We start from the raw sequence: 23,693 nt of genomic DNA, 5'->3' as shown, positions 1-23,693 counted from the left end.
CAAGCACCAACAAAAAGCCCCGCATCTGCGGGGCTTCGTGTTTAAGCGGCAGACTTGGCCTTGATCTTCTTCAGCTCTTCATCACGCAATTCGCGGCGCAGGATCTTGCCGACGTTGGTGGTCGGCAGCGCATCGCGGAACTCCACCGAGCGCGGCACCTTGTAGCCGGTGACGTTGGCGCGCATGTGGTCCATGACCTGCTCTTTGGTCAGGGTCACGCCCGGCTTGGCGACGATGAAAATCTTGATCGCTTCACCCGACTTGTCGTCCGGCACGCCGATGGCCGCGCATTGCAGCACGCCCGGCAAGGTTGCCAGCACGTCTTCCAGCTCGTTCGGATAGACGTTGAAACCGGAGACCAGAATCATGTCTTTCTTGCGATCGACGATGCGCATGTAGCCGTCCGGCTGGATCAGCGCGATATCGCCGGTCTTCAGCCAGCCATCGCTGTCGAGCATTTCATCGGTGGCTTCCTGACGCTGCCAGTAACCCTTCATCACTTGCGGGCCCTTGACGCACAGTTCGCCGATTTCACCCAGCGGCTGCTCGACACCGGCATCGTCGATGACTTTGCACAGGGTCGATGGCACGGGAATGCCGATGGTGCCGATCTGGATATGCTGGATCGGGTTGACCGTGGCCACCGGGCTGGTTTCGGTCATGCCGTAACCTTCGCAGATGGCGCAGCCGGTCACCGCTTTCCAGCGTTCGGCAGCGGCCAGTTGCAGGGCCATGCCACCGGACAGGGTGACTTTCAGCGCGGAGAAATCCAGCTTGCGGAACGCTTCGTTGTTGCACAGCGCCACGAACAAGGTGTTGAGGCCGACAAAGCCGCTGAACTTCCACTTCGACAGTTCCTTGACCATCGCCGGCAGGTCGCGCGGGTTGCTGATCAGGATGTTGTGGTTACCGATCAGCATCATCGCCATGCAATGAAAGGTGAACGCATAGATGTGGTACAGCGGCAGCGGCGTGATCAGGATCTCGCAACCTTCATTGAGGTTGGAACCCATCAGCGCCTTGCACTGCAGCATGTTGGCGACCAGGTTGCGATGGGTCAGCATCGCGCCCTTGGCCACGCCGGTGGTGCCGCCGGTGTATTGCAGCACCGCCACATCGCCACTGTGCGGATTGGCTTCGGCCACGGGCTGACCGTGGCCCTTGCTCAGCACGTCGTTGAACTTGACGGCTTTGGGCAGGTGATAGGCCGGCACCATCTTCTTCACGTACTTGATGACGCTGTTGATCAGCAGGCGCTTGAGCGGCGGCAACAGGTCGGCGACTTCGGTGACGATGACGTGCTTGACGCCGGTTTTCGGCACCACGGCTTCAGCCAGGTGCGCCATGTTCGCCAGGCACACCAGCGCTTTTGCGCCGGAGTCGTTGAATTGATGTTCCATTTCCCGCGCGGTGTACAGCGGGTTGGTGTTGACCACGATCAGCCCGGCGCGAATCGCCCCGAAGACGGCGACCGGGTATTGCAGCACGTTGGGCAGTTGCACGGCGATTCGATCGCCGGGCTGCAAATCGGTATGCTGTTGCAGATACGCGGCAAACGCCCCGGACAATTCGTACAATTCACCGTAGGTGATTGTCTTGCCGAGGTTGCTGAAAGCCGGTTTGTTGGCGAAGCGCTGGCAGGATTGCTTCAACACTGCCTGAATGTTCGGATACTCGTCCGGATTGATGTCGGCAGCGATTCCAGCCGGGTATTTATCCTTCCAAAAGTCTTCGATCATGGAAGCCCACTCCTCAGCAACGCGAATTCTTCACCGCATTTGATGCGATTATTATTGGTGTGTGTTTTGTATTGGTGAATCTGGCTTTTACACAGGCCGAGAAGTCACAAAGCGCGCCGAGAGTAGCAGCTTTGCCGAGGGTCGACTAGAGCCAAAAGCGGCCCCTACAGTCATATTGGTGACTCAAGACTATCTAGCAGTCATTTTAGAGCAAAAATCCTAGAACCTCGCAAAAGCCCCGGTTTTCATGGGCATGAAAGATTCGCGAGCAGGCTCGCTCCCACAGAAAACAACTATTTCTGTGGGAGAGAGCCTGCTCGCGAATGTCAGCAGCGCTGCGGTTCAGGCCTATGCGATATCCCGCAACTCCCGCCGCAGAATCTTGCCGACAGGCGTCATCGGCAATGACTCACGCAAGACGATGTGTTTCGGCACCTTGTAGGCGGTGAAATTCTCTTTGCAGTAGGCCTTCAGCTCTTCGAGGCTGACGCCACTTTCGCGCGCCACCACAAACAGCTTCACCGCCTCACCCGAGCGCTCGTCCGGCACGCCGATCACCGCGCAGTTGGCGACTTTCGGGTGAGCCATGACCACGTCTTCGATTTCGTTTGGATACACGTTGAAGCCGGAGACAATGATCATGTCTTTCTTGCGATCGACGATACGCACAAAACCATCGGGGTCGATCACGGCAATGTCGCCGGACTTGAACCAGCCTTCGGCATCCAGCACTTCGGCGGTGGCTTCGGGCTTGTTCCAGTAGCCCTTCATGATTTGCGGGCCCTTGATGCACAGCTCGCCGCGCTCGCCCAACGGCTGCTCGGCGCCGTCGTCACTGATCACTTTCAACAGCGTACCGGGCACCGGCAGGCCGACCGTGCCCAGGCGTGACTGGTCGCCGTAGGGATTGGTGCAGGCCACCGGCGAGGTTTCGGTGAGGCCGTAACCTTCGGTGATGCGGCAACCGGTGACCTGTTCCCAGCGCTCGGCCGTGGCCTTGACCAGCGCGGTACCGCCGGAGTTGGTCAGTTTCAGGCTGGAGAAATCCAGCGTCCTGAAATCCGGGTGTTCCATCAGCGCCACAAACAAGGTGTTCAAACCCAGCAACGCCGAGAAGCGCCAGTTTTTCAGCTCCTTGATGAAGCCGGCAATATCCCGCGGGTTGGTGATCAGGACGTTGTGGTTACCGGAAACCATCATGCACATGCAGTTCGCGGTGAACGCATAGATGTGGTACAGCGGCAGCGGCGCCACCATCACTTCCTGGCCCTCACGCAACAGCGGCTGGCCGTCCGGACCGAGTTGGGCGAGGCAGGCGCGCACTTGCTGCATGTTGGCGACGAGATTGCCATGGGTCAGCATCGCGCCCTTGGCCAGGCCAGTGGTGCCGCCGGTGTATTGCAGCACGGCGATGTCGTCGAGGGTAACCTTGAGCGGTTTGATTCCCAGGCCGCGGCCCATGCGCAATGCGCTTTTGAAAGAGATCGCCTGCGGCAGCGAATAGGCCGGGACCATTTTCTTCACTTTGCTGACCACGGTGTTGACCAGCCAGCCCTTGGCGGTGGGCATCAGGTCGCCCATCTTCGCTTCGATCAGGTATTGAATGTCGGTGTCGGGCAGCACTTCCTGGACTTTCTGCCCGAACACGTTCAGGTACACCAGCGCACGGGCGCCGGAATCCTTGAACTGATGACGCATCTCCCGCGCGGTATACAGCGGGTTGGTATTGACCACGATCAGACCGGCGCGCAATGCACCGAACACGGCAATCGGATAATGCAGGACGTTGGGCATCTGTACGGCGATGCGATCCCCCGGAACCAGATCGGTATGCGCCTGCAGGTAGCCGGCGAACGCGGCGCTCTGGCGTTCAAGCTCGGCGTAGGTCAGCGTGATGCCCATGTTGCTGAACGCCGGGCGATCAGCGAATTTCTTGCAGGAACGCTCGAACACTTCGATCACCGACTTGAACTCAGTCATGTCGATGTCCAGCGGTACGCCGGCCGGGCGCTTGTCGTTCCAGAAATCAGGTTGCATTGTTGTTGTCCTCTTTACCTGAGCCGATCCGGGAGCCGCTTCTGTCATTTCTGCAAAGCGGAGCTTCACGGACACTAGCAGCTATGGCCATTCAGGCAAATATGAGCAAAGCCGTCATTGATCGTGTGAATCTTCCTGCCGTGGCGTGGGCTGATCAGACGCGCTATACAATGTGCGGACTCTGAGCAAAGGAAGCGCCATGATCCATGACACCTTCTGGCTGGACGCGAGTGACCGCAGCCGGCTTTTCGTCAATCAATGGCTGCCCGCGGGGCCGTTGAAAGCGCTGATTTTCGTGGCCCATGGCATGGCGGAACACAGCGGCCGCTACGCACGGATCGCCGAAACCTTTTGCGACAAAGGTTATGGCGTATACGCACCGGATTTGCGTGGCCATGGCAGAACCGCCAGTCAGGGCACACTCGGCCATTACGCCGATGCTGACGGTTGGTGCAAAGTGCTCGGCGATCTGGCCAGTCTCAACCAACACATCGGCCAGCAACACCCCGGCGTGCCGATCATTCTGCTCGGGCACAGCATGGGCAGCTACCTCGCCCAGGGCTATCTGCTGCACCACAGCGCCAGCCTGCACGGAGCGATTCTCAGCGGCTCGAATTTTCAACCGGTCGCGCTGTACCGCGCCGCGCGGCAGATCGCCCGCCTGGAGAAACTGCGTCAGGGCGGCAAGGGCCGCAGCGCATTGATCGAGTGGCTGTCGTTCGGCGCATTCAATAACAAATTCAAACCGGCGCGCACGCCATTCGACTGGCTCAGCCGTGACCCGGCCGAAGTCGACCGCTATATCAGCGACCCGCTGTGCGGCTTTCGCTGCACCAATCAATTATGGATCGACCTGCTCGGCGGCTTGCAGCAGATCAGCAAAGCGTCCAATCTCGCGCAGATCGATCCGGGCCTGCCGCTGCTGGTCATCGGCGGCGAATGTGATCCGGTGAGTGAAGGCAAGCGTCTGACAGATCTGGCCAACGCCTTGCGCGCGGCCGGCAGCCAGCACCTGCAACTGAAGATCTACGCGCAGGCCCGGCACGAATTGTTCAACGAAACCAACCGCGGCGAAGTGATCGCCGATGTGCTGGCCTGGATCGATCAGGCCCTGAGCCATCCGCGCCCGCATCGCAGCGAATAATTTTTGCGGATTGACTGAGTCCGCCACAGGAATCGACAACGATGACCCAGGTTACCAACATCCCTTACGAAGCCCTCGAAGTCGGCCAGACCGCCAGCTACAGCAAGACCGTCGAAGAGCGCGACATCCAACTGTTCGCCGCGATGTCGGGGGATCACAACCCGGTGCATCTGGACGCCGAGTTTGCCGCGGCGAGCATGTTCAAGGAGCGTATCGCCCACGGCATGTTCAGCGGCGCGCTGATCAGCGCGGCGGTAGCGTGCGAGCTTCCAGGACCGGGGACCATTTATATCGGCCAGCAGATGAGCTTTCAGAAGCCGGTGAAGATTGGCGACACCTTGACCGTGCGCCTGGAAATTCTCGAGAAACTGCCGAAGTTTCGCGTACGCATCGCTACCCGCGTGTTCAATCAGCGTGATGAACTGGTGGTGGATGGCGAGGCGGAGATTCTCGCGCCACGCAAACAACAGACGGTGACGTTGCCGACTTTGCCGGCGATCAGTATTGGCTGATGGATGGTGGTGTGTCAGGTAGATTGCTTCCCCCTCACCCCAGCCTTCTCCCCCAGGGGGGCGAGGGGGAAAGGGAGCTGATCTTCATGGTTTCAGAACTTGAGTTCACCTCAGATCACCAAAACCGGCGGATCTCTAACATCCACCTCGGTCAGTCCCCTCTCCCTCTGGGAGAGGGTTAGGGTGAGGGGCTTTTTCGGCCAGACACAAAAAAACGCCAGACACGCTGGCGTTTTTTATCAGCCCAACTAACCCTTACGAGTTAGCGCGAGCCTGGTTACGCAGGGCTTTCACCTGGTCATGGTTGCGTTGTACGCCGTGGTACTGACGCTCAACCAGATCCTTGATGCCCACCAGGTTGTGCTTGTTGATCTTCTCGAGCGCTTCACGATAAGCCTTCAGTGCATGGTCTTCACCGCGCTCTGCTTCGTTCAGCACAGCCTCTTCGTCCTTGCCGGTGAACATGGCTTTGACGTCAACCCAGCGACGGTGCAGGTCACCGCTGACGCTGGTGGAAGTTTCCGGATCACCGCCCAGCGAACGCACTTGTGCCTGCAGCTCGGCAGCGGCGGTAGCGCAGTCGGCGGAGCGTTGTACGAACAGGGTTTTCAGTTCTGGGTGCTTGATGTCTTCGGCGCAAGTCTTGAACCCTTCCTGACCGTCCTTGCAGGTTTCAATCAGGTCGTTGAGTACAGAAATGGCCTCTTTGTTTACGTCAGTCATTTTCCAATTCCTTGCGGTTGGTTGAAGATGCAAGGAATATTGCAGTGTGCGTGCCAGCTTCGCTTTAGAGAATAAATCGTTTAATTTCAGTAGCTTATAAAACATTGAACCATCTGCATGCTGGTTTTTTGCATGATCTGTCATTTGGCCTGCATGCAGAATGCCTGTATTTTCCCCGTTAGCTTTGAAGCCAGACGAAGAACGATGAATCCCGAAAAAATCGAATTGCTGATTACCCGCGAAATGCCTTTCGGCAAATACAAGGGCCGGATCATCGCCGACCTGCCGGGGCCTTACCTGAACTGGTTCGCCCGTCAGGGTTTTCCCCACGGCGAACTCGGCGGCCTGCTCGCGTTGATGCACGAGATCGACCATAACGGCCTCTCCGATCTGCTCGAACCGCTGCGCGCCAAACATGGCAAACCCGCACCGCGCCATTGAAGCGCCCTCCTCTCCAAGAGCTCGTCGACCATGCCCGATAACACCCGCCGCGCCCGTGACGAAGACTTCTGGCGAACGTTCGCCGACCGTTACGACGTTCAGCCCGGCCCCGTGAACCTTGAGAACGGTTATTTCGGGCGCATGTCGCGCACGGTGATCGAGGAATACCAACGCAATATCGAACTGATCAACAGCAGCAACTCGGTGTACGTGCGCCAGCGTTTCGAGCAGCACGACAACCTCGAGATCCGCGCGCAGCTGGCCGAGTTGATCGGCGTGCGCGCGCAAAGCCTGGCCTTCACCCGCAACGCCACCGAAGGCCTGCAATCGCTGATCCGCAACTACAACCGTTTACAGCTTGGCGATCAGGTGCTGATCAGCGATCTCGAATACGACACGGTCAAAGGCGCCATGCGCTGGCTGGCCGGGCAGCGCGGCGCCGAGGTGATCGAGATCGCCCATGCGCACCCGGCCAGTTTTGGCAGCCTGCTGGAGACCTACCGCGAAGCGTTCACTCGCCAGCCAAAACTGAAACTGATGGCCCTGACTCACGTCAGCCACCGCACCGGTCTGGTCATGCCGGTAGCGGACATCGCTGCGCTGGCGAAAGAACATGGCGTCGACATCATCCTCGACGGCGCCCACGCCCTCGGCCAGATCGATTTCGATCTCGACGCCCTCGGCATCGCGTTCGCCGGCTACAACCTGCACAAATGGATTGGCGCCCCGCTGACGCTCGGCTTCCTCTACATCGCACCGCAACGTCTGGCCGACATCGATCCGGACATGGGCGAAATGCATTTCCCAGCCAATGACGTGCGTGCACGCACCTCGTACAGCACTCCGAACATTCCGGCGCTGATGACTTTGCCGCTGGTGTTCGAGGAACACGCTGCGCTCGGTGGCGCCGCCGCCAAGGGTGCACGCCTCAAGTACCTGCGCAACCTCTGGGTAGGCGCGGTACGGCAGTTGCCGGGCATCGAAGTGATGACCCCGGACGATCCGCGTCTGTATTGCGGGATCACTTCGCTGCGTTTCACCCGGCACGACGATCAACAGGCGATGGCCGAGCGGCTGCTCAACGAATACAACCTGTTCACCGTGGTCCGTCATGGCGCCGCCAGCGGGCCGAGCATCCGCGTCACACCGGGGTTGACCACCACCGCTGCCGACATGCAGCGGCTGGTACGTGCGCTGCAAGAGCTGCGCTAGAACGGCGAGATGGGCTGCTTGTCGTAGCCCGCCACGCCGATTTGCGTTGACAAGGCAAAGGTGTCGATGCCGATTGTCAGGCTGGCGTAGTAGCCGTCATCCAGGCCATGGTCTGTGATCGGGCGCACCGCCAGCCGCGCCGCATCGTCATCTACAACTGCACAATTGCAGACGCCCGGCAGATGCACGCTACCTGCCCAGGCTTCCTGATAGAGCTGCGGTTGTTGGTCGTCGCTGGCGAGGGCGACACTCAGAGCGAGACAAGCGAAGGCGCTGTGCCGATCCGGGTAAAGGCTGGTGAAACGAACGATGCCCTGACTGTCGGTCGACTGACTACCGCACAACGTCTCGGCACCGATGTACTGCTCGATCCGCACCCGCGCGCCGACGATCGGCTCACTGGTCATCGCATCGACCAATGCCAGCCGCAACAGCAGCGGCGGGCCTTCGAGGCCTCGGCTGATGTTGCGTACGCCTGGCGAGGTTTGGCGCTGTTTAAAGCTATGCGCGACGGGCAACTGTTGCGGGGGCAGAGATTCAATTGATAAAGCTACAGTCTGATGGGCGTCCATGAGGCGTTCTCTCTTCCGTAAGATGAACGCAGATTAGCGCCACACAAAAACGGCCGTGCGGTAACTGTGTATCGCGTGATTTCCTGGCGCTTTTTTTCAGGCAAAAAAAACGGTGCACCGACCAAGCGCACCGTAAAGCCGTAGAACACACAACGAAGTGTCAGGTAACAATTGAATCCGGCGGGATCAGTCCAGCAGCGCCAGGGCTTCGGCGGTGCACTCCTGAATACGCGCCCAGTCGCCGTTCTTGATCCATTCAGGATCAAGCATCCAGCTCCCGCCGACGCACATGACGTTTTTCAGCGCCATGTAGCTCTTGATGTTGGCCGGGCCGACGCCGCCGGTCGGGCAGAATTTCACTTCGCCGAACGGGCCGCCAAGTGCCTTGATCGCCGCCACGCCGCCGCTGACTTCAGCCGGGAACAGCTTGAAGCGGCGATAACCCAGGCCGTAGCCTTCCATGATGCCGGACGCGTTGCTGATGCCCGGCAACAGCGGAATCGGGCTGTCGACGCTGGCTTCAAGCAGGTCACGGGTGATGCCTGGGGTGACGATGAATTGCGAACCGGCCGCTTCCGCCGCCGCGAGCATGTTGCGATCGAGCACGGTGCCGGCACCGGTCATCAGTTCCGGACGCTGTTCGCGCAGGATCTGGATGGCCTTGAGGCCGAATTGCGAACGCAGGGTCACTTCCAGCGCGGTCAGGCCACCGGCAGCCAAGGCGTCGGCCAGCGGCAGCACGTCCTGTTCGCGGACGATGGTGATCACCGGCAGGATCCGCGCCTTGGCGCAGAGGCTGTCGATCAGGGCAACTTTGTCCGCCATGGAAACGGTGGGGGATGCAATTGTCATAGCGGCTGTTCCTTGGCTCATGGGCACCAGTAAATCTCTAACGTGGGTTGCAGAAATGCGCGCACCGGCATGGCCGCGACGTCATCGGATGCCAGCGCGGCATTCAGGGTGGTCAGTTTCGATTGACCGGAAATCGACAGGATCTTGTGTCTGGCCGAGGCCAGCAGCGCCCGGCTCATGGTCAGGCGTTGACGCGGCACACTCGGCGCCAGCATCGGCCAGCAGCGGCGCGTGCCGTCGGCCTGCAAGGCTTCAGTCAGATTGGGACTGTCGGGGAACAGCGATGCGGTGTGGCCGTCGTCGCCCATGCCCAGCACCAGCACGTCGATCGGCGGCAGCTCGGCGAGCAAACGGTCAGCCTGCTCGGCGGCCTGTTCAAGATTGGCTGCCGCGCTGTAGAGGCTGAGGAATTGCGCCTTGGCTGCCGGGCCCTTAAGCAGGTATTGCTTGAGCAGTCCGGCATTGCTGTCGGCGTGTTCGACCGGCACCCAGCGCTCGTCGGCAAGGGTCACGACGACTTTCGACCAGTCCAGATCCGCTTTCGCCAGGTGCTGGAAAAACGCCACCGGGCTACGACCGCCGGACACCACCAGCACGGCGTTGCCGCGCACGCCGATGGCTTCGCGCAATTGCGCGGCCACGTTCAGCGCCAGACCTTCGGCCAACAACACCGGGCTGTTGAATGGGTGGGCATTTACGCCCGCGGGCAGTTGCACATCAGATATCGCCATACCACGACCTCCCGTCCCGCGTGATCAGTGCGATGGAGCTCATCGGCCCCCACGACCCGGCCGCGTACGGCTTGGGCGCGTCACCGGATTTTTTCCACCCGGCGATCAGCTGGTCACACCACTTCCACGCGGCTTCGATTTCATCTTTACGGACAAACAGGTTCTGATTGCCGTTCATCACTTCCAGCAACAACCGCTCGTAGGCGTCGGGGATCCGCGCGCTACGCCAGGTGTCGGAGAAATTCAGTTGCAGCGGCCCGCTGCGCAGTTGCATGCCTTTGTCCAAGCCCTGCTCTTTGGTCATCACGCGCAAGGAAATGCCTTCGTCCGGCTGCAGGCGGATGATCAGTTTGTTGCTGATCTGCAGGCGCTGCTCCGGGGCGAAAATGTAGTGCGACGGTTCCTTGAAGTGGATGACGATCTGCGACAGCTTCTGCGGCATGCGCTTGCCGGTACGCAAATAGAACGGCACGCCGGCCCAGCGCCAGTTGCGGATGTCGGCACGCAAGGCGACGAAGGTTTCGGTATCGCTCTGGGTGTTGGAATTGGGTTCTTCGAGGTAACCCGGAACGGATTTTCCTTCGCTGTGGCCGGCAATGTACTGGCCGCGCACTACTTGCGTAGTCAGGCCTTCGGGACTGATCGGCGCCAGCGCCTTGAGCACTTTCACTTTCTCGTCACGGATGCTGTCGGCGGACAGGTCGGCCGGCGGGTCCATGGCGATCAGGCAGAGCAGCTGCAACAGGTGATTCTGGATCATGTCGCGCAACTGGCCGGCCTTGTCGAAGTAGCCCCAACGGCCTTCGATACCGACCTTCTCGGCCACGGTGATTTCCACGTGGGAGATGTAATTCTGGTTCCACTGGGTTTCGAACAGGCTGTTGGCGAAACGCAGAGCGATCAGGTTCTGAACGGTCTCTTTGCCCAGGTAGTGGTCGATGCGGTAGGTGCGGTCTTCCGGGAAGAACTGCGCCACGGCGTCATTGACCTTGCGCGACGACTCGAGGTCAGAGCCGATCGGTTTTTCCAGCACCACGCGGGTGTTCTCGGCCAGACCGACTTTTTCCAGATTCTCGCAGATCGCGCCGTACACGGCCGCCGGCGTGGCGAAGTAGGCGATCATGCGTTGGCTGCTGCCGGCCATTTCTGCCAGCGCGACATAATCGTCAGCCTTGAGGAAGTCGACATGCAGGTAGGTCAGGCGCGCGAGAAAGCGCTCGGCCACGGTTTCGTTCAGCTCTTTGCCGACGTAGCGGCGCAGTTCGGCGGCGATGAACGCCATGTGTTGCTGCTCGCTACCGGCTTCACGGGCCAGCGCGATGATGCGCGTGTCCTCGTGCAACAGGTCAGCGCCATCGAGGTGATAAAGGGCAGGAAACAGCTTGCGCAGGGCGAGATCGCCAAGGGCGCCGAACAAGGCAAAGGTGCACGGTTCAACCGTAATCGAAGGCATGATGTTTGTTCTTTTATCAAGTTAAGCTACAAATACCTTTTTTCAAGGCATCACTCAAGGGAAAATGTAGTAATAACCACAACATTTTCGCAAAATACAGATTCCGAGTGGTGGACCCTCGGACGCATCAGTAGGATAGGCCACCGTTACGGGCCATATCAAAGGCCCAATTTGCATAGCCCGACGCACCTTTGCGTCGGTGAATCAGGAATTCCATATGGACCGCGTGCGAAATTTACTGGAACAGATCCAGAGTCGCCTTGAAGAGCTGAACAAGGCCGAACGTAAGGTCGCCGAGGTGATTCTGCTCAACCCGCAGCAGGCCACCCGCTTCAGCATCGCCGCCCTCGCCCAGGCAGCATCGGTGAGCGAGCCGACGGTCAACCGTTTCTGCCGCTCGTTCGGTGTCAGCGGCTACCCCGAACTCAAGCTGCAACTGGCGCAGAGCCTCGCCAGCGGCGCGGCGTATGTCAGCCGCGCGGTCGAGGCCGACGACAATCCCGAAGCCTATACGCAGAAGATTTTCGGCAGCGCCATCGCCTCGCTGGACAGCGCGTGTCAGGCACTCGACCCGAACCTGATCAGCCGCGCCGTCGACCTGTTGATCCAGGCCCGGCAGATTCACTTCTTCGGCCTCGGCGCCTCAGCCCCGGTGGCACTGGATGCGCAGCACAAGTTCTTCCGTTTCAACCTGGCGGTGACCGCGCATGCCGATGTGCTGATGCAGCGGATGATCGCTTCGGTGGCGCACACCGGCGAACTGTTCGTGATCATCTCCTACACCGGGCGCACCCGTGAGCTGGTGGAAGTCGCACGTATCGCCCGCGAGAACGGTGCTTCGGTATTGGGCCTGACCGCGGAGAATTCGCCGCTGGCCAAGGCCAGTACGTTGAGCCTTAACATTCCGCTGCCGGAAGACACCGACATCTATATGCCGATGACCTCGCGGATCATTCAATTGACCGTGCTGGATGTACTGGCGACCGGGATGACCTTGCGCCGCGGAGTGGATTTCCAGCCGCATCTGCGCAAGATCAAAGAGAGCTTGAATGCCAGCCGGTACCCGGTTGGAGATGAGTTCAACTGAGGCATCAAAAGCAAAAAGCCAACCCTCACCCCAGCCCTCTCCCAGAGGGAGAGGGGGCCGACCGAGGTGTCTTGAGTCGTACATCGACCTGAATGATCCAGTCGATTATGGATTCAGCACTGCACTTTCACGTCGGCGTAATTCTTCAGCATCCCCCATTCGGTCCCCTCTCCCCCTGGGAGAGGGCTAGGGTGAGGGCCAGCGCTCCAACTGACACACTCAAGCCGCCGCCCACGCCTGCAAACTCAAATGCGCCTTCTCGCCCGGCGCCAGATGCAAACTGTCGGTCCCGCCCGCCGCCGCTTCTACGCAAACGAACTCGGAGATCTCATCCCAGCTCACCCCGAGCAACGGCCGCGCGCCCGGATGCCACACAACGGTGTCGCCGCTGTCGCCGGTATCGATGCACAACTCGCGCTGCCAGGCGTGATCCTTGAGCTGCAATTCGCCGTCATGCTGGAACACTCGCTGACAGCCGCCGTCCACGCGCAATTCGCCTTCCTGCTGGCAAACCTGACGATTCAACTGGTCATAACCCTGCGCGCCTTCGAGCCCAGACAGCGCTATCTCACCGACATCGCCAATACGCCAGTAAGCGTGCAAAGCCTGGCTCAACTGGCACGGCATGTCGTCCTGGTGCTCGGTGCTCAGGCGCAACTCCATGCGCTCGCCCAGATGCGCGTGCAGGTCGACCTGCCAGTCGCACAGCTGCAATTGCCAGTGCAGACGCACGCCATCCTCGGTACTGCTGCTGTCGAGCAGTTTCCAGTCGAGCAGTCGCGCCCAGCCATGCGACGGCCACGCATTTTCGCTGGGATGGCGGCCGTACCACGGCCAGCACACCGGCACGCCACCGCGGATCGCGCCGACATGCGGCCACTTCGCCGCGCACCACAACCACGGTTTTTGCCCTCGCGGCTGAAAGTGCAGCAATTGCGCGCCCTGCCGACTGAACACCGCCTGACACAACGGATGATCGATCACCAGCACATCGCGCAGCTGATAGCGTTCCCAGGCGAACACCGGTCGCTCGCGCAGGGATTTGAAGAAGCGTTGTAGCGGATGCTCATGCATTGGCCACGGTTCCGAATTCAACTTTCATGGGCTGCGCAGACCCTCCAAAAAAAAGCGGACAGCCTAGGGGGCGTTCTCAATTGTTTTTCCCACCGCGCCGGGTCTGCTGTTGTGCAGGGCAAGGCGCGAGAAGCGTATTTGGTCATTCCAAATAAGCTTCGAGCAACGCAGCCCTGCACAACAGCAGGCCCGGCCCTTCGGGTTGTGCCTTAAAGCGAGCCAGGCTGCGTTGCAGGCCTTGGAAAGGGAACAACCATTCCCATCGGCCTGCGCCTTGCCTGGCTCGCCTTAAGGCGACAACGCGGCGGGTAAAACAATTGAGAACGCCCCCTCGCTGTCCGCAAATATGCGCACATAGAGAGGAGCTTATCGCAGACGCGTTAGAACGTTGACTGAATTTTCAGGCCAGCGACCAAAGCGTTGTCCACTTCATCCACACCGCCCGGATGAGTGATGTATTGCAGGTTAGGACGCACAGTCAGCCAGTTGGTGACGTGGAAGCCGTAGTTAAGCTCGTAGTTGTATTCGGTTTCACGAATCGGCGAGAACGCGGCGTTGTCGTAGTCGGATACACCGTTGGAGGCGTTCAGCAGCTCAGCGTTGCGCTTGACGTCCTTGTTGACGTGGATACGCGCTGCGCCAATACCGATGTCATCTTTCGGACGGGCATCGAACGGACCTTTGTAGACAAACATCACCGACTGATAGTTGTCGATGAAGTTGGTGTCTTTGTCGTGGAAGGTCGCGTTGGCCGCGATGTTCAGACCGCGAGTGGCGTCACCGTTGTGGCTGGTGAGTTGCTGTTGCGCGACGAACCAGTAACCGCTTTTGCTGTTGTGCGACTTGTAGGCGTCGCCCGTGGTGGCTGCGTCGAAACCGTTGACGTCTTCACGAACGTCGTCGGCATCAGCCGTGCTCTTGTAGTAACCGACGCGGTATTCGCCCGGCAGGCTGTTGACCTTCGGCGACCAGACCAGTTCGACCGGCAGAACAGTACCCTTGGTGCCGCTGCCGCTGAGTTTGAAACCGTTGCCGTGTTCCAGCTGCGACGGGTTCTGGTTGTACGCACCGATTTGCGCGTAGAGCTCGTCGTTGATGTTGTACTTCACACGAATCGCGGCCTGGCTGACCGGCCAGTTGTACCAGATGTTGGTCGCCCAGTTACCCACTTGCGAACCGCAGAACGCGAGGTTCTGGAAGTCGCACGGGAAGGTGTTGAAGTCTTCGCCTTCACCGAAGTAACCGGCCTTGACGTCGAGTTTGTTGTCGAAGAACTGGTGCTGAATCCACAACTGGGTCAGACGCACCATGTGCCCACGACCGTAGACTTCTTGCGAGGAGCTGAGGGTGCCGGCACGCGGATCGCCAACGCGGTCGTTGGAGATGTTGTAGCCGTTACGGTTGGTCAGCTGGATTTTCGCCTGGGTGTTGTCCCAGCCCCACAGTTTCTGCAGGTCGAGCGCCACGCCGAGGCCGAACTGGTCGCTGTAGCGGCCAGTCTTGTCGTCGTCATAGCCGCCGTGCAGGTTGGCGCCCATCTCGCCAACGTAGTCAGCCTTGATGTCGATACCCTGCTCGATCAGCTTGGTGCGCTCTCCGCCCCAGTCACCGGTCATCCATTTGGAGTCGGAGCTGAACGCATCCGCCGCCATCGCGTTACCGGCCAGCACCAGTGCAGCCGCCGCTGAAACCTGGCAGATCAACCGGGCATTGACGTGTTTCATTTTCATCCCTACATCCTCGTCTTTATTGTTATTAACTGTTTTTATCTAACGCGGTTTACATAAAGTGCGACGAATGACAGGCCATTCGCCGCGTGCTCCTTTTTTGTGGAACCAGCTCCCACAGGACTGCATTCCAGCCTTGTACTTCAGCGGCCTTTGAATTGCGCCACGTTCGCCGACCGGGTTTCTGTCTGCACCTGGCCCGCAACGCCCAGACGCTCGCCGGTTTTGGCGTCGAACAACAACACTTTCGACGGATCGAATTGCAGCGTCAGGCTCTCGCCCACCTGCGGTGCCACGTCTGGCGCCAGTCGGCAGCAGACTTTGGTGTCATTCAAATTGACGAACACCAGAGTGTCCGGACCGGTCGGTTCGGTGACTTGCACTTCAGCACGAATGCTCGGCAGGCCATTGCCCTCGCCGTTCGCCAGACAGATCTGCTCCGGGCGCAGGCCGAGGATCACTTCGCGGTCTTCAAGTCCGGCGTCCTGCATGCTCATCGGCAATTCGCAACGCGCCTGGCCGCTGTCGAGCAGCGCCAGCAAACGGCCGTCCTTGCGCTGCAAACGCAGCGGAATGAAGTTCATCGGCGGCGAACCGATGAAGCTTGCGACGAACAGGTTGGCCGGGTCGTTGTAGATATCCTTAGGGGTGCCGAACTGCTGAATGATTCCGTCTTTCATCACCGCGACTTTGTCGCCCAGGGTCATCGCTTCGATCTGGTCGTGGGTCACGTAAACGGTGGTGGTTTTCAGACGCTGGTGCATCAGTTTCATTTCGGTGCGCATCTCGACGCGCAGCTTGGCGTCGAGGTTGGACAGCGGTTCGTCGAACAGGTAAATCTTAGGCCGACGTGCCAGCGCACGGCCCATCGCCACGCGCTGTTGCTGCCCGCCGGAGAGCTGGCCCGGCTTGCGATTGAGCAAGTGTTCGATCTGCAACAGCTTGGCCACGCGCGCGACTTCTTCGTCGATCGCTGCCTGCGGCATCTTGCGGATCTTCAGGCCGAACTCGATGTTCTCGCGCACGCTCATGGTCGGGTACAGCGCATAGGACTGGAACACCATGGCGATGTCGCGATCCTTGGGGCTCATGCCGCTGACGTCCTGATCGCCGATCATGATCGCGCCGCCGGTGATGGTTTCCAGGCCAGCGATGCAATTCATCAAGGTCGATTTACCGCAGCCCGACGGGCCGACGAGGATCAGGAATTCGCCGTCCTTGATCGACAGTTCGATGTTTTTCAGGGTGTCCGGCAGGCCGGCACCGTAGGTCTTGTTGACGTTGCGAAGTTCGAGCGTTGCCATGATTACCCCTTGACTGCGCCGGCCGTCAGCCCGCGCACGAAATACTTGCCTGCGACCACATAGACCAGCAGGGTCGGCAGGCCGGCGATCATCGCCGCTGCCATATCAACGTTGTATTCCTTGGCGCCGGTGCTGGTGTTGACCAGGTTGTTCAGCGCTACCGTAATCGGTTGCGAATCACCGCTGGAGAACACCACACCGAACAGGAAGTCATTCCAGATCTGGGTGAACTGCCAGATCAGGCAGACCATGATGATCGGCGTCGACATCGGCAGAATGATGCGGCGGAAAATCGTGAAGAAACCCGCGCCATCGAGGCGTGCGGCTTTCACCAGCGCATCCGGAATGCTCACGTAGTAGTTACGGAAGAACAGCGTGGTGAACGCCAGGCCGTAAACCACGTGCACGAACACCAGGCCGGTGGTGGTGCTCGCCAGGCCCATCTTGCCGAGGGTGAACGAGGCCGGCAGCAGCACGGTCTGGAACGGCAGGAAGCAGCCGAACAGCAGCAGCCCGAAGAACAGCTGCGAACCACGGAAGCGCCACATCGACAGTACGTAACCGTTCAACGCACCGATGGCGGTCGAGATGATCACGGCCGGCACGGTGATCTTGATCGAGTTCCAGAAATAACCATCCACCGTGGCCCAGGCCTTGACCCAGCCGATGCCGCTGACCACGGTCGGCCAGCTCAGCAGGTTGCCGGTGCTGATGTCTTCGGGCGTTTTGAAGCTGGTCAGCAACATGACCACCAGCGGCACCAGATACAGAATCACCGCGAAAATCAGCACCGCGTAAATGGCGATACGACTGAAGCTGATCGCAGGTTTGGCAGCGAGACTAGTCATTGCGCTTGGTCCTCAGCTCGGAATACAGGTAAGGCACGATGATCGCGAGGATCGCACCGAGCATCAGAATCGCACTGGCCGAGCCCATGCCCATCTGGCCGCGACTGAAGGTGAACGAATACATGAACATCGCTGGCAGGTCGGAGGAATAACCCGGGCCACCGGCCGTCATCGCCGCGACGAGGTCGAAACTCTTGATCGCGATGTGCGCCAGAATCATCACCGCACTGAAGAACACCGGACGCAGGCTCGGCAGTACGACTTTCCAGTAGATGCGCGGCATGCTCGCGCCGTCGATCTGCGCGGCACGAATGATCGATTGATCGACGCCACGCAGGCCGGCGAGGAACATTGCCATGATAAAGCCCGAGGCTTGCCACACAGCGGCGATCACCAGGCAGTAGACCACGCGATCCGGGTCGATCAGCCAGTCGAGACGGAAGCCTTCCCAGCCCCAGTCACGCAACAATTTGTCCAGGCCCATGCCCGGGTTGAGCAGCCATTTCCACGCGGTACCGGTCACGATCATCGAGAGCGCCATCGGGTACAGGTAAATGGTGCGGATAAAGCCTTCGCGACGGATGCGCTGGTCGAGGAACACCGCTAGCAACACACCGATCACCAGGGTGATGCCGATGAACATGCCGCCGAACACCGCGAGGTTCTTGCTCGCGACCCACCAGCGGTCGTTGTCGAACAACCGTGCGTATTGCGCCAGACCAGCCCACTTGTAGTTGGGCAGGAAAGTCGACGTAGTGAACGACAGGATGAACGTCCACAGGATGTAGCCATAGAAGCCCACCAGCACGATGAACATGCTCGGCGCCAGCACCAGTTTCGGTAGCCAGCGCTGCAATGCATCGAACGGCGAGGCCTTGCTGAACACAGCAACAGAACTCATGAGCAAATCCACAAAAGAAAGAGAAGAACAGCTACTAGCTGCAAGCTGCAAGCTGCAAGACCAACATCGCGCAAGCTTTTAACTTGCAGCTTGAAGCTCGTAGCTTGCAGCTCGCCACTAAGGCGCCTATTTGGCTGACTGAACCGCCGCGCCGAGTTTCTTCGCCGCATCGGCCGGGTCGGCTTTCGGGTCGTTGATGTAGTTGGTGACTACGTCAAAGAACGCACCCTGCACCGCCAGCGTGGTTGCCATGTTGTGTGCCATGCTTGGTTGCAGGCCGCCGGACTTGGCGTCCGCGAGGAAGTCCTTGGCAGCGGTCTGTGCGCAGGAGTCGAAGCCGAGCTTGTCCATGTTGTTCAACATGTCGTTGCGTACCGGGATCGAGCCTTTGTTGATGCTGAAGACTTTCTGGAAGTTTTCACCCAGCACGACTTTGGCGATGTCCTGCTGACCGGCCGCAGTACCCGCGTCCTTCTGCTTGAACACGGCCAGCGAGTCGATGTTGTAGGTGAATGCCTTGTCGGTGCCTGGGAACGCTACGCACTCGTAGTCCTTGCCGGCGACTTTCTTGGCCGCGGTCCATTCGGACTTGGCCCAGTCACCCATGATCTGCATGCCGGCCTTGCCGTTGATGACCTTGGCCGCTTCGAGGTTCCAGTCCTGACCTTTGCCGTCAGCGTCCATGTAAGTCGCGACTTTCTTCAGCTCGGTCAGCGCCTTGACCATTTCCGGGCCGGTCAGCGCTTTGTTGTCGAGGTCGACCAGGGCTTTCTTGTAGCCATCCACGCCCATGACCGAAAGCACCACGGCTTCGAACACGGTGCTGTCCTGCCAAGGCTGACCGCCGTGGGCGAGCGGAATGAAGCCTGCGGCTTTGAGCTTGTCGCCAGCGACGTAGAACTCTTCGAGGGTGGTCGGGTTCTTGGTGATCCCGGCTTTCTTGAACACTTCCGGGTTGATCCACAGCCAGTTGACACGGTGAATGTTCACCGGAACCGCCACGTAATCACCTTCGTACTTGACGGTGTCGGAGACTTTCTTGTCGAGCAGGCTGTCCCACTTTTCCGACTTGGCGACGTCTTTCAGCACGTCGGTATCGAGCAGGCCGGTCGACGCCCATTCCTGGATATCCGGGCCTTTGATCTGCGCAACACCCGGCGGGTTGCCGGCAACGGCACGGCTTTTCAGCACGGTCATGGCAGTCGCACCGCCACCACCGGCGACAGCGCCGTCCTTCCAGGTGAAACCGTCTTTTTCGACTTGAGCCTTAAGCACATCGACAGCGGCTTTTTCGCCACCGGAAGTCCACCAGTGCACGACTTCGACCGAACCTTTGGATTCGGCAGCGGAAACACTGAGCGGCAGGATTGCGAGCGGGAACAGGGAGGCGACAGAAATGACAGTAGCGAGGCGAGAAATCGCATTCATTCGAGATGTACCTTTCTTGTTGTTATGCATTGCAAGTCTGGTGCTTGCGCTGCACGGAGTTTAAACAGAGCGTTTCCCTTCGCAGGTAACGAAGGGACGCGTAAATGTCACGACATGGTTACACAGGACTGCCGCAGGATGACTGCGCCAAAGCCGTGGCCATGCTCGGTGCCAGCGGCAATCGCGGGATCAAGACAGCCTGCCAGGCGTGATACAGATCGGGTTTGCCCGGCCAGATATCGGTACTTGGCTGGTTTTGCGGATTGAGTTCGTGATGCCAACTGCCATTGCAGCGGTCGATGAAATGCAGTTCGCAGAATTCCCAGAACAGTCGGTACCAGGCCTCGTATTGCGCCTCGCCAGTGCGCTTGAGCAAGGCACTCGCGGCGGCGCTGGCTTCGGCGTGGGTCCAATGCAAACGATGGCGAACCACCGCTTTGTTGTGCCAATCGAGGGTGTAAACGATGCCCGGCGCACTGTCGACGTTCCAGCCGTGGCGGCAGTTGTTGTCGAAGAGTTTTTGCGCATCAGTGGCGAGCCACCCCGGCGTCAGCATGCCGGCCTGGACCCGCGCCGCTTCGAGGTGCAGCAACAGCCGCGCCCACTCGAAACCGTGGCCCGGCGTGGTGCCGTAAGGGCGGAAGCCGTCGGCGGGATTGTCGTGGTTGTACTCGCGCAGCGGCTGCCAGTCGCGATCGAAGTGTTCGATGACCATGTAGTCGTTGGCCGCAGCATGGCCGTGAATCACTCGCTCGACAATGCGCTGGGCGCGCACCAGCCAGCGCGGATCCTCAGTGACATCGGCAAGTGCGAGGAACGCTTCGGTCGCGTGCATGTTGCTGTTGGCGCCGCGATAGGCTTCTTCTTCGCTCCAGTCGCGGTTGAAGAATTCGCGCATGGCGCCCTCTTCTTCGCTCCAGAAATACGTGTCGATGATGTCGATCGCGTCATCCAGCAAAGCCTGAGCGCCGGGGCGTTGTGCAACCACGGCGGAACTGGCGGCCAACGCGACAAAGGCATGCAGGTAGGCATTCTTGCCGGTGTTGTCGTCGCGGTGTTCGGCGACCGCGAACCAGCCGCCGTGCAACGCATCACGCAACGGCCCGCGCAGCGCGGTAATGCCGTGGTCGATCAGGTCGGCAAACCCCGGCAAGCCCTGAATGTGGGCCATGGCAAAGCTGTGGGTCATGCGTGCGGTGTTCATGGTTTCGGCTTGCGCATTGGCCGGTAATTGGCCGCGTTCGTCGAGGTTGCCGAAACCTTCGGGGAGTCGCGCTGCCTTGGCGAAATCCAGCAGGCGCAGGCCTTCGGCGGCGAGCCATTGCTGATGGGCAGGCGCGTTCAGCCAACTGCTGAAGCCTTGGTGAAAGGTGTCCATGGAGTGACCCTTTTTTGTTGTTAGGACTGCGGGCAGTCTAAACAACGGGCCGGGGTGGGCTTGTAACGAAGGGGACGGGGTTTGTCACCGATCCGTGACAAAAAACAGCAAAAGCACCCTCACCCCAGCCCTCTCCCGGAGGGAGAGGGGGCCGACCGCAGGATGCTGAAGAGTCTCGCCGACCTGAAAGTCCTGAGCCGAATCCATAATCGACACGGTGTTTCAGATCGATGCGTAACGCGAGACAACTCGGTCAGTCCCCTCTCCCTCTGGGAGAGGGCTAGGGTGAGGGGCTTTTCGCGGTTAATCCACAGACCGAGGCAACTGCAACGTCACCCGCAACCCACCCTCACGCAGATTCTGCAACGTCACTTCCCCACCATGGCTGTGGGCAATATTGCGCGCGATGCCCAACCCAAGCCCATACCCCTGCTGCTGCCCCGCCAACCGAAAGTGCGGCTCAAACACCTGCTCCAAGCGCTGCTCCGGCACACCCGGGCCTTCATCATCAACATGCAAGACAAACGCGCTGTCATCGTCATCGATGTGCAGATGCGCGTTCTGCCCATACTTCAACGCGTTGTCGATCAGGTTGCCGATGCAGCGTTTTAACGCCAATGGCTTGCCCGGATACGCCGTCAGCGCACGGCCCTGCTGAGTCACGCGGCCGTTGCCGTTCGGTGCCAGATACGGCTCGACCAGGCAATCGAGCACATGGTTGAGATCCACCGGTTCGATGTTCTCGTGGATATCAGTATCTTTCACGCATTGCAACGCGCCTTTGACCAACAGCTCCAGCTCGTCCAGATCACGCCCGAACTTGGCTTGCAGCTGTTCGTCTTCGAGCAGTTCGACGCGCAAGCGCAAACGGGTGATCGGCGTGCGCAGGTCATGGGAAATCGCGCTGAACAACTGGCTGCGCTCGGTCAGGTAACGGCTGATGCGTTCCCGCATGGTGTTGAATGCGCGGCCCACTTCCACCACTTCACTGCCGCCGCCCTCGGCGACCGGCTCGACGTCGGCGCCCAGCGACAAATCCCGCGCCGAGCGCGCCAGACGCTTGAGCGGGCGGCTCTGCCAGTGCACCAACAGGCCGATGAACAACAGCAGAAAACCGCTGGTAAGAACGATGAACCACACCTGCTGCGACGGCAGGCCTTGTTCTTCGAGACTGGTGTAGGGCTCGGGCAGCAGCGAGGCGATGTACAGCCATTCGCCCGGGGCCATTTGAATCTGCGTGACCAGCACCGGCGGATTGACAGGCTCCAGCGTCAACGCGTAATGCGCCCACGAGCGCGGCAGCTCATCGAGCTTCAACCCGGCGTTGAAAATCCGCAGGTCCTCGGGGCTGACGAAGGTCACCGAAATATCCGTGTCATGCCCCAGGGTCTGGCGCAGCACTTCATCCACCGCTTGCATCACCGCTGCTTTGCGCGGGGTGACCGGCAGCACGTCCATGCCCAGCGGTTTATCATTCAAAGTCACGACAAAACGTGTACCGCCCATGCTGCGCAACTGGTCGAGCACCAGCGGCCGGTAGGCCACCGGCAGCGAGCGAAAATAGCTGACGCTGGCGGTCATCGAATGGGCCAGGCTACGCGCGCTGGTGACCAGCCCTTCGAGCTGCGTCGCGCGCAGCTGCGAGACCCAGATCACGCTCGACAGGGTTTGCGCAAACAGCACCGCAAGCAGGGTCAGCAGCAACATGCGCCCGAGCAACGAGCGTGGCACCGGGACTTTCGCGGCGAATCTGCGCAGCGACTCAGTGAGCATTGCCGGCAACCACGTTGGCTGCCAGTTGATAGCCGCTGCCGCGCACGGTGCGGATCAGTCGCGGCGGTTTTTCGGTGTCACGCAGACGCTGGCGCAAACGGCTGACGGCCATGTCGACAATCCGGTCGAGCGGCATCAGGTCGCGGCCACGGGTGGCATTGCCAATGGTGTCGCGGTCGAGGATTTCCTGCGGGTGGTCGAGGAACAGTTTCAGCAGGGCAAAATCGGCGCCGGAGAGAATCACCTCTTCGCCGTCGGCGTGAAAAAGCCGATGACTGACCATGTCCAGCCGCCATTCATCAAAAGCCAGCACTTCACTGCCGCTGCGTTCGTGGGCAAATTGCGCGCGGCGCAGCAGGGCCTTGATGCGCGCTTGCAGTTCGCGCGGGCTGAACGGTTTGCCGAGGTAATCGTCAGCGCCGAGTTCCAGCCCGATCACGCGGTCGGCTTCGTCGGAACTGGCGGTCAGCATGATGATCGGCACCTGCGCCTGACGCGGATGCTGACGCACCCAACGACACAGGCTGAAGCCGTCTTCGTCAGGCAGCATGACGTCGAGAATCACCAGATCGCTCGGCGCCTCGTTGAGCGCCTGACGGAAACTGGCCCCGTCCGCGGTGGCGCGTACCTGAAACCCGGCGCGGGTCAGGTAGGTTTCCAGCAACTCGCGTATCTCCTGATCGTCATCGACCAACAATATCGACTTGTTGACTGAGCTCACTTCGAAGGCATCCTTGTTGTTGGAATTGGGGCGGAT

21 protein-coding genes are annotated in these 23,693 nt (G+C 60.0%); 5 read left to right on the top strand and 16 right to left on the bottom strand.

Annotation, left to right across the window (positions count from 1 at the left end; all coding sequences use genetic code 11):
- Nucleotides 1-41: 41 nt before the first annotated feature.
- Nucleotides 42-1,739, bottom strand: a complete 1,698-nt coding sequence (gene fadD1 / locus V6F91_RS17710) for a long-chain-fatty-acid--CoA ligase FadD1 (protein ID WP_090285522.1) — start codon at nt 1,737-1,739, stop codon at nt 42-44.
- 348 nt (nt 1,740-2,087) lie between these two features.
- Entirely contained in the window at nt 2,088-3,776 is a 1,689-nt protein-coding gene (gene fadD2, locus V6F91_RS17705) for a long-chain-fatty-acid--CoA ligase FadD2 (RefSeq protein ID WP_332766608.1), read from the bottom strand.
- Between the two features lie 199 nt (nt 3,777-3,975).
- Between fadD2 and V6F91_RS17700 the strand changes: the two genes are divergently transcribed.
- A complete protein-coding gene (locus V6F91_RS17700; RefSeq protein WP_332766607.1) occupies nt 3,976-4,920 on the top strand; it encodes an alpha/beta hydrolase in 945 nt (314 codons plus the stop codon).
- A 41-nt stretch (nt 4,921-4,961) separates the two neighbouring features.
- Nucleotides 4,962-5,432 (top strand): MaoC family dehydratase, encoded by a 471-nt coding sequence (locus V6F91_RS17695; RefSeq protein ID WP_003227420.1) that lies wholly within the window; start codon nt 4,962-4,964, stop codon nt 5,430-5,432.
- A 255-nt stretch (nt 5,433-5,687) separates the two neighbouring features.
- Here V6F91_RS17695 and V6F91_RS17690 read toward each other — a convergent pair whose 3' ends face one another.
- The gene (locus tag V6F91_RS17690) at nt 5,688-6,155 is read right to left on the bottom strand and encodes a PA2169 family four-helix-bundle protein (protein ID WP_332766606.1); all 468 of its coding nucleotides are present in this window, start codon (nt 6,153-6,155) and stop codon (nt 5,688-5,690) included.
- A 204-nt stretch (nt 6,156-6,359) separates the two neighbouring features.
- Between V6F91_RS17690 and V6F91_RS17685 the strand changes: the two genes are divergently transcribed.
- Both V6F91_RS17685 and V6F91_RS17680 read left to right on the top strand, forming a co-directional pair.
- Nucleotides 6,360-6,596, top strand: coding sequence for a DUF3820 family protein (locus tag V6F91_RS17685; RefSeq protein WP_208940070.1), 237 nt, complete (start codon nt 6,360-6,362; stop codon nt 6,594-6,596).
- 30 nt (nt 6,597-6,626) lie between these two features.
- Nucleotides 6,627-7,808, top strand: coding sequence for an aminotransferase class V-fold PLP-dependent enzyme (locus V6F91_RS17680; protein WP_332766604.1), 1,182 nt, complete (start codon nt 6,627-6,629; stop codon nt 7,806-7,808).
- Here V6F91_RS17680 and V6F91_RS17675 read toward each other — a convergent pair.
- The 4 genes from V6F91_RS17675 to zwf all read right to left on the bottom strand — a co-directional run bounded on the left by V6F91_RS17675 (nt 7,805) and on the right by zwf (nt 11,416).
- Nucleotides 7,805-8,380: a hypothetical protein gene (locus V6F91_RS17675; protein WP_332766602.1), complete on the bottom strand. Its 576-nt coding sequence runs from the start codon at nt 8,378-8,380 to the stop codon at nt 7,805-7,807. The two genes, V6F91_RS17680 and V6F91_RS17675, sit on opposite strands and share 4 nt — an antisense overlap.
- A 186-nt stretch (nt 8,381-8,566) precedes the next feature.
- Nucleotides 8,567-9,232, bottom strand: coding sequence for a bifunctional 4-hydroxy-2-oxoglutarate aldolase/2-dehydro-3-deoxy-phosphogluconate aldolase (locus V6F91_RS17670; protein WP_332766600.1), 666 nt, complete (start codon nt 9,230-9,232; stop codon nt 8,567-8,569).
- A gap of 17 nt (nt 9,233-9,249) precedes the next feature.
- Complete coding sequence (gene pgl, locus V6F91_RS17665) at nt 9,250-9,963, bottom strand: 6-phosphogluconolactonase (protein WP_332766598.1); 714 nt, start codon at nt 9,961-9,963, stop codon at nt 9,250-9,252.
- On the bottom strand, nt 9,950-11,416 hold the full coding sequence (gene zwf / locus V6F91_RS17660) for a glucose-6-phosphate dehydrogenase (protein ID WP_332766596.1): 1,467 nt from the start codon (nt 11,414-11,416) through the stop codon (nt 9,950-9,952). The genes pgl and zwf overlap by 14 nt, the downstream gene beginning before the upstream one ends.
- A 226-nt stretch (nt 11,417-11,642) precedes the next feature.
- On the opposite strand from zwf, the gene V6F91_RS17655 reads away from it, so the two are divergent.
- Nucleotides 11,643-12,503, top strand: coding sequence for a MurR/RpiR family transcriptional regulator (locus V6F91_RS17655; protein ID WP_169842436.1), 861 nt, complete (start codon nt 11,643-11,645; stop codon nt 12,501-12,503).
- A gap of 219 nt (nt 12,504-12,722) precedes the next feature.
- Here V6F91_RS17655 and V6F91_RS17650 read toward each other — a convergent pair whose 3' ends face one another.
- The 9 genes from V6F91_RS17650 to V6F91_RS17610 all read right to left on the bottom strand — a co-directional run bounded on the left by V6F91_RS17650 (nt 12,723) and on the right by V6F91_RS17610 (nt 23,657).
- Nucleotides 12,723-13,577: a D-hexose-6-phosphate mutarotase gene (locus tag V6F91_RS17650; RefSeq protein WP_332766594.1), complete on the bottom strand. Its 855-nt coding sequence runs from the start codon at nt 13,575-13,577 to the stop codon at nt 12,723-12,725.
- A 380-nt stretch (nt 13,578-13,957) separates the two neighbouring features.
- On the bottom strand, nt 13,958-15,307 hold the full coding sequence (locus V6F91_RS17645) for a carbohydrate porin (protein ID WP_208940065.1): 1,350 nt from the start codon (nt 15,305-15,307) through the stop codon (nt 13,958-13,960).
- 140 nt (nt 15,308-15,447) lie between these two features.
- Nucleotides 15,448-16,608 carry a sn-glycerol-3-phosphate ABC transporter ATP-binding protein UgpC gene (locus tag V6F91_RS17640; protein ID WP_332766592.1) on the bottom strand — a complete coding sequence of 387 codons (1,161 nt, stop codon included), beginning with the start codon at nt 16,606-16,608 and terminating at the stop codon, nt 15,448-15,450.
- A 2-nt stretch (nt 16,609-16,610) separates the two neighbouring features.
- The gene (locus tag V6F91_RS17635; protein ID WP_090285550.1) at nt 16,611-17,456 is read right to left on the bottom strand and encodes a carbohydrate ABC transporter permease; all 846 of its coding nucleotides are present in this window, start codon (nt 17,454-17,456) and stop codon (nt 16,611-16,613) included.
- Nucleotides 17,449-18,357 carry a carbohydrate ABC transporter permease gene (locus V6F91_RS17630; RefSeq protein ID WP_042607263.1) on the bottom strand — a complete coding sequence of 303 codons (909 nt, stop codon included), beginning with the start codon at nt 18,355-18,357 and terminating at the stop codon, nt 17,449-17,451. Before V6F91_RS17630 ends, V6F91_RS17635 begins: the two co-directional genes overlap by 8 nt.
- A gap of 126 nt (nt 18,358-18,483) precedes the next feature.
- Complete coding sequence (locus V6F91_RS17625; RefSeq protein WP_332766587.1) at nt 18,484-19,785, bottom strand: ABC transporter substrate-binding protein; 1,302 nt, start codon at nt 19,783-19,785, stop codon at nt 18,484-18,486.
- Between the two features lie 118 nt (nt 19,786-19,903).
- The gene (locus tag V6F91_RS17620; RefSeq protein WP_332766585.1) at nt 19,904-21,163 is read right to left on the bottom strand and encodes an AGE family epimerase/isomerase; all 1,260 of its coding nucleotides are present in this window, start codon (nt 21,161-21,163) and stop codon (nt 19,904-19,906) included.
- Nucleotides 21,164-21,466: 303 nt separating this feature from the next.
- The gene (locus V6F91_RS17615; RefSeq protein WP_332766583.1) at nt 21,467-22,936 is read right to left on the bottom strand and encodes an ATP-binding protein; all 1,470 of its coding nucleotides are present in this window, start codon (nt 22,934-22,936) and stop codon (nt 21,467-21,469) included.
- On the bottom strand, nt 22,926-23,657 hold the full coding sequence (locus tag V6F91_RS17610; protein ID WP_332766581.1) for a response regulator transcription factor: 732 nt from the start codon (nt 23,655-23,657) through the stop codon (nt 22,926-22,928). The genes V6F91_RS17615 and V6F91_RS17610 overlap by 11 nt, the downstream gene beginning before the upstream one ends.
- Nucleotides 23,658-23,693 lie beyond the last annotated feature (36 nt).

This window comes from Pseudomonas koreensis, assembly GCF_036668835.1.
Taxonomy (GTDB): Bacteria; Pseudomonadota; Gammaproteobacteria; order Pseudomonadales; family Pseudomonadaceae; genus Aquipseudomonas; species Aquipseudomonas koreensis_I.
Note: the sequence above shows the minus strand (reverse complement) of the source record. Positions and strands in the feature narration are given on the sequence as shown.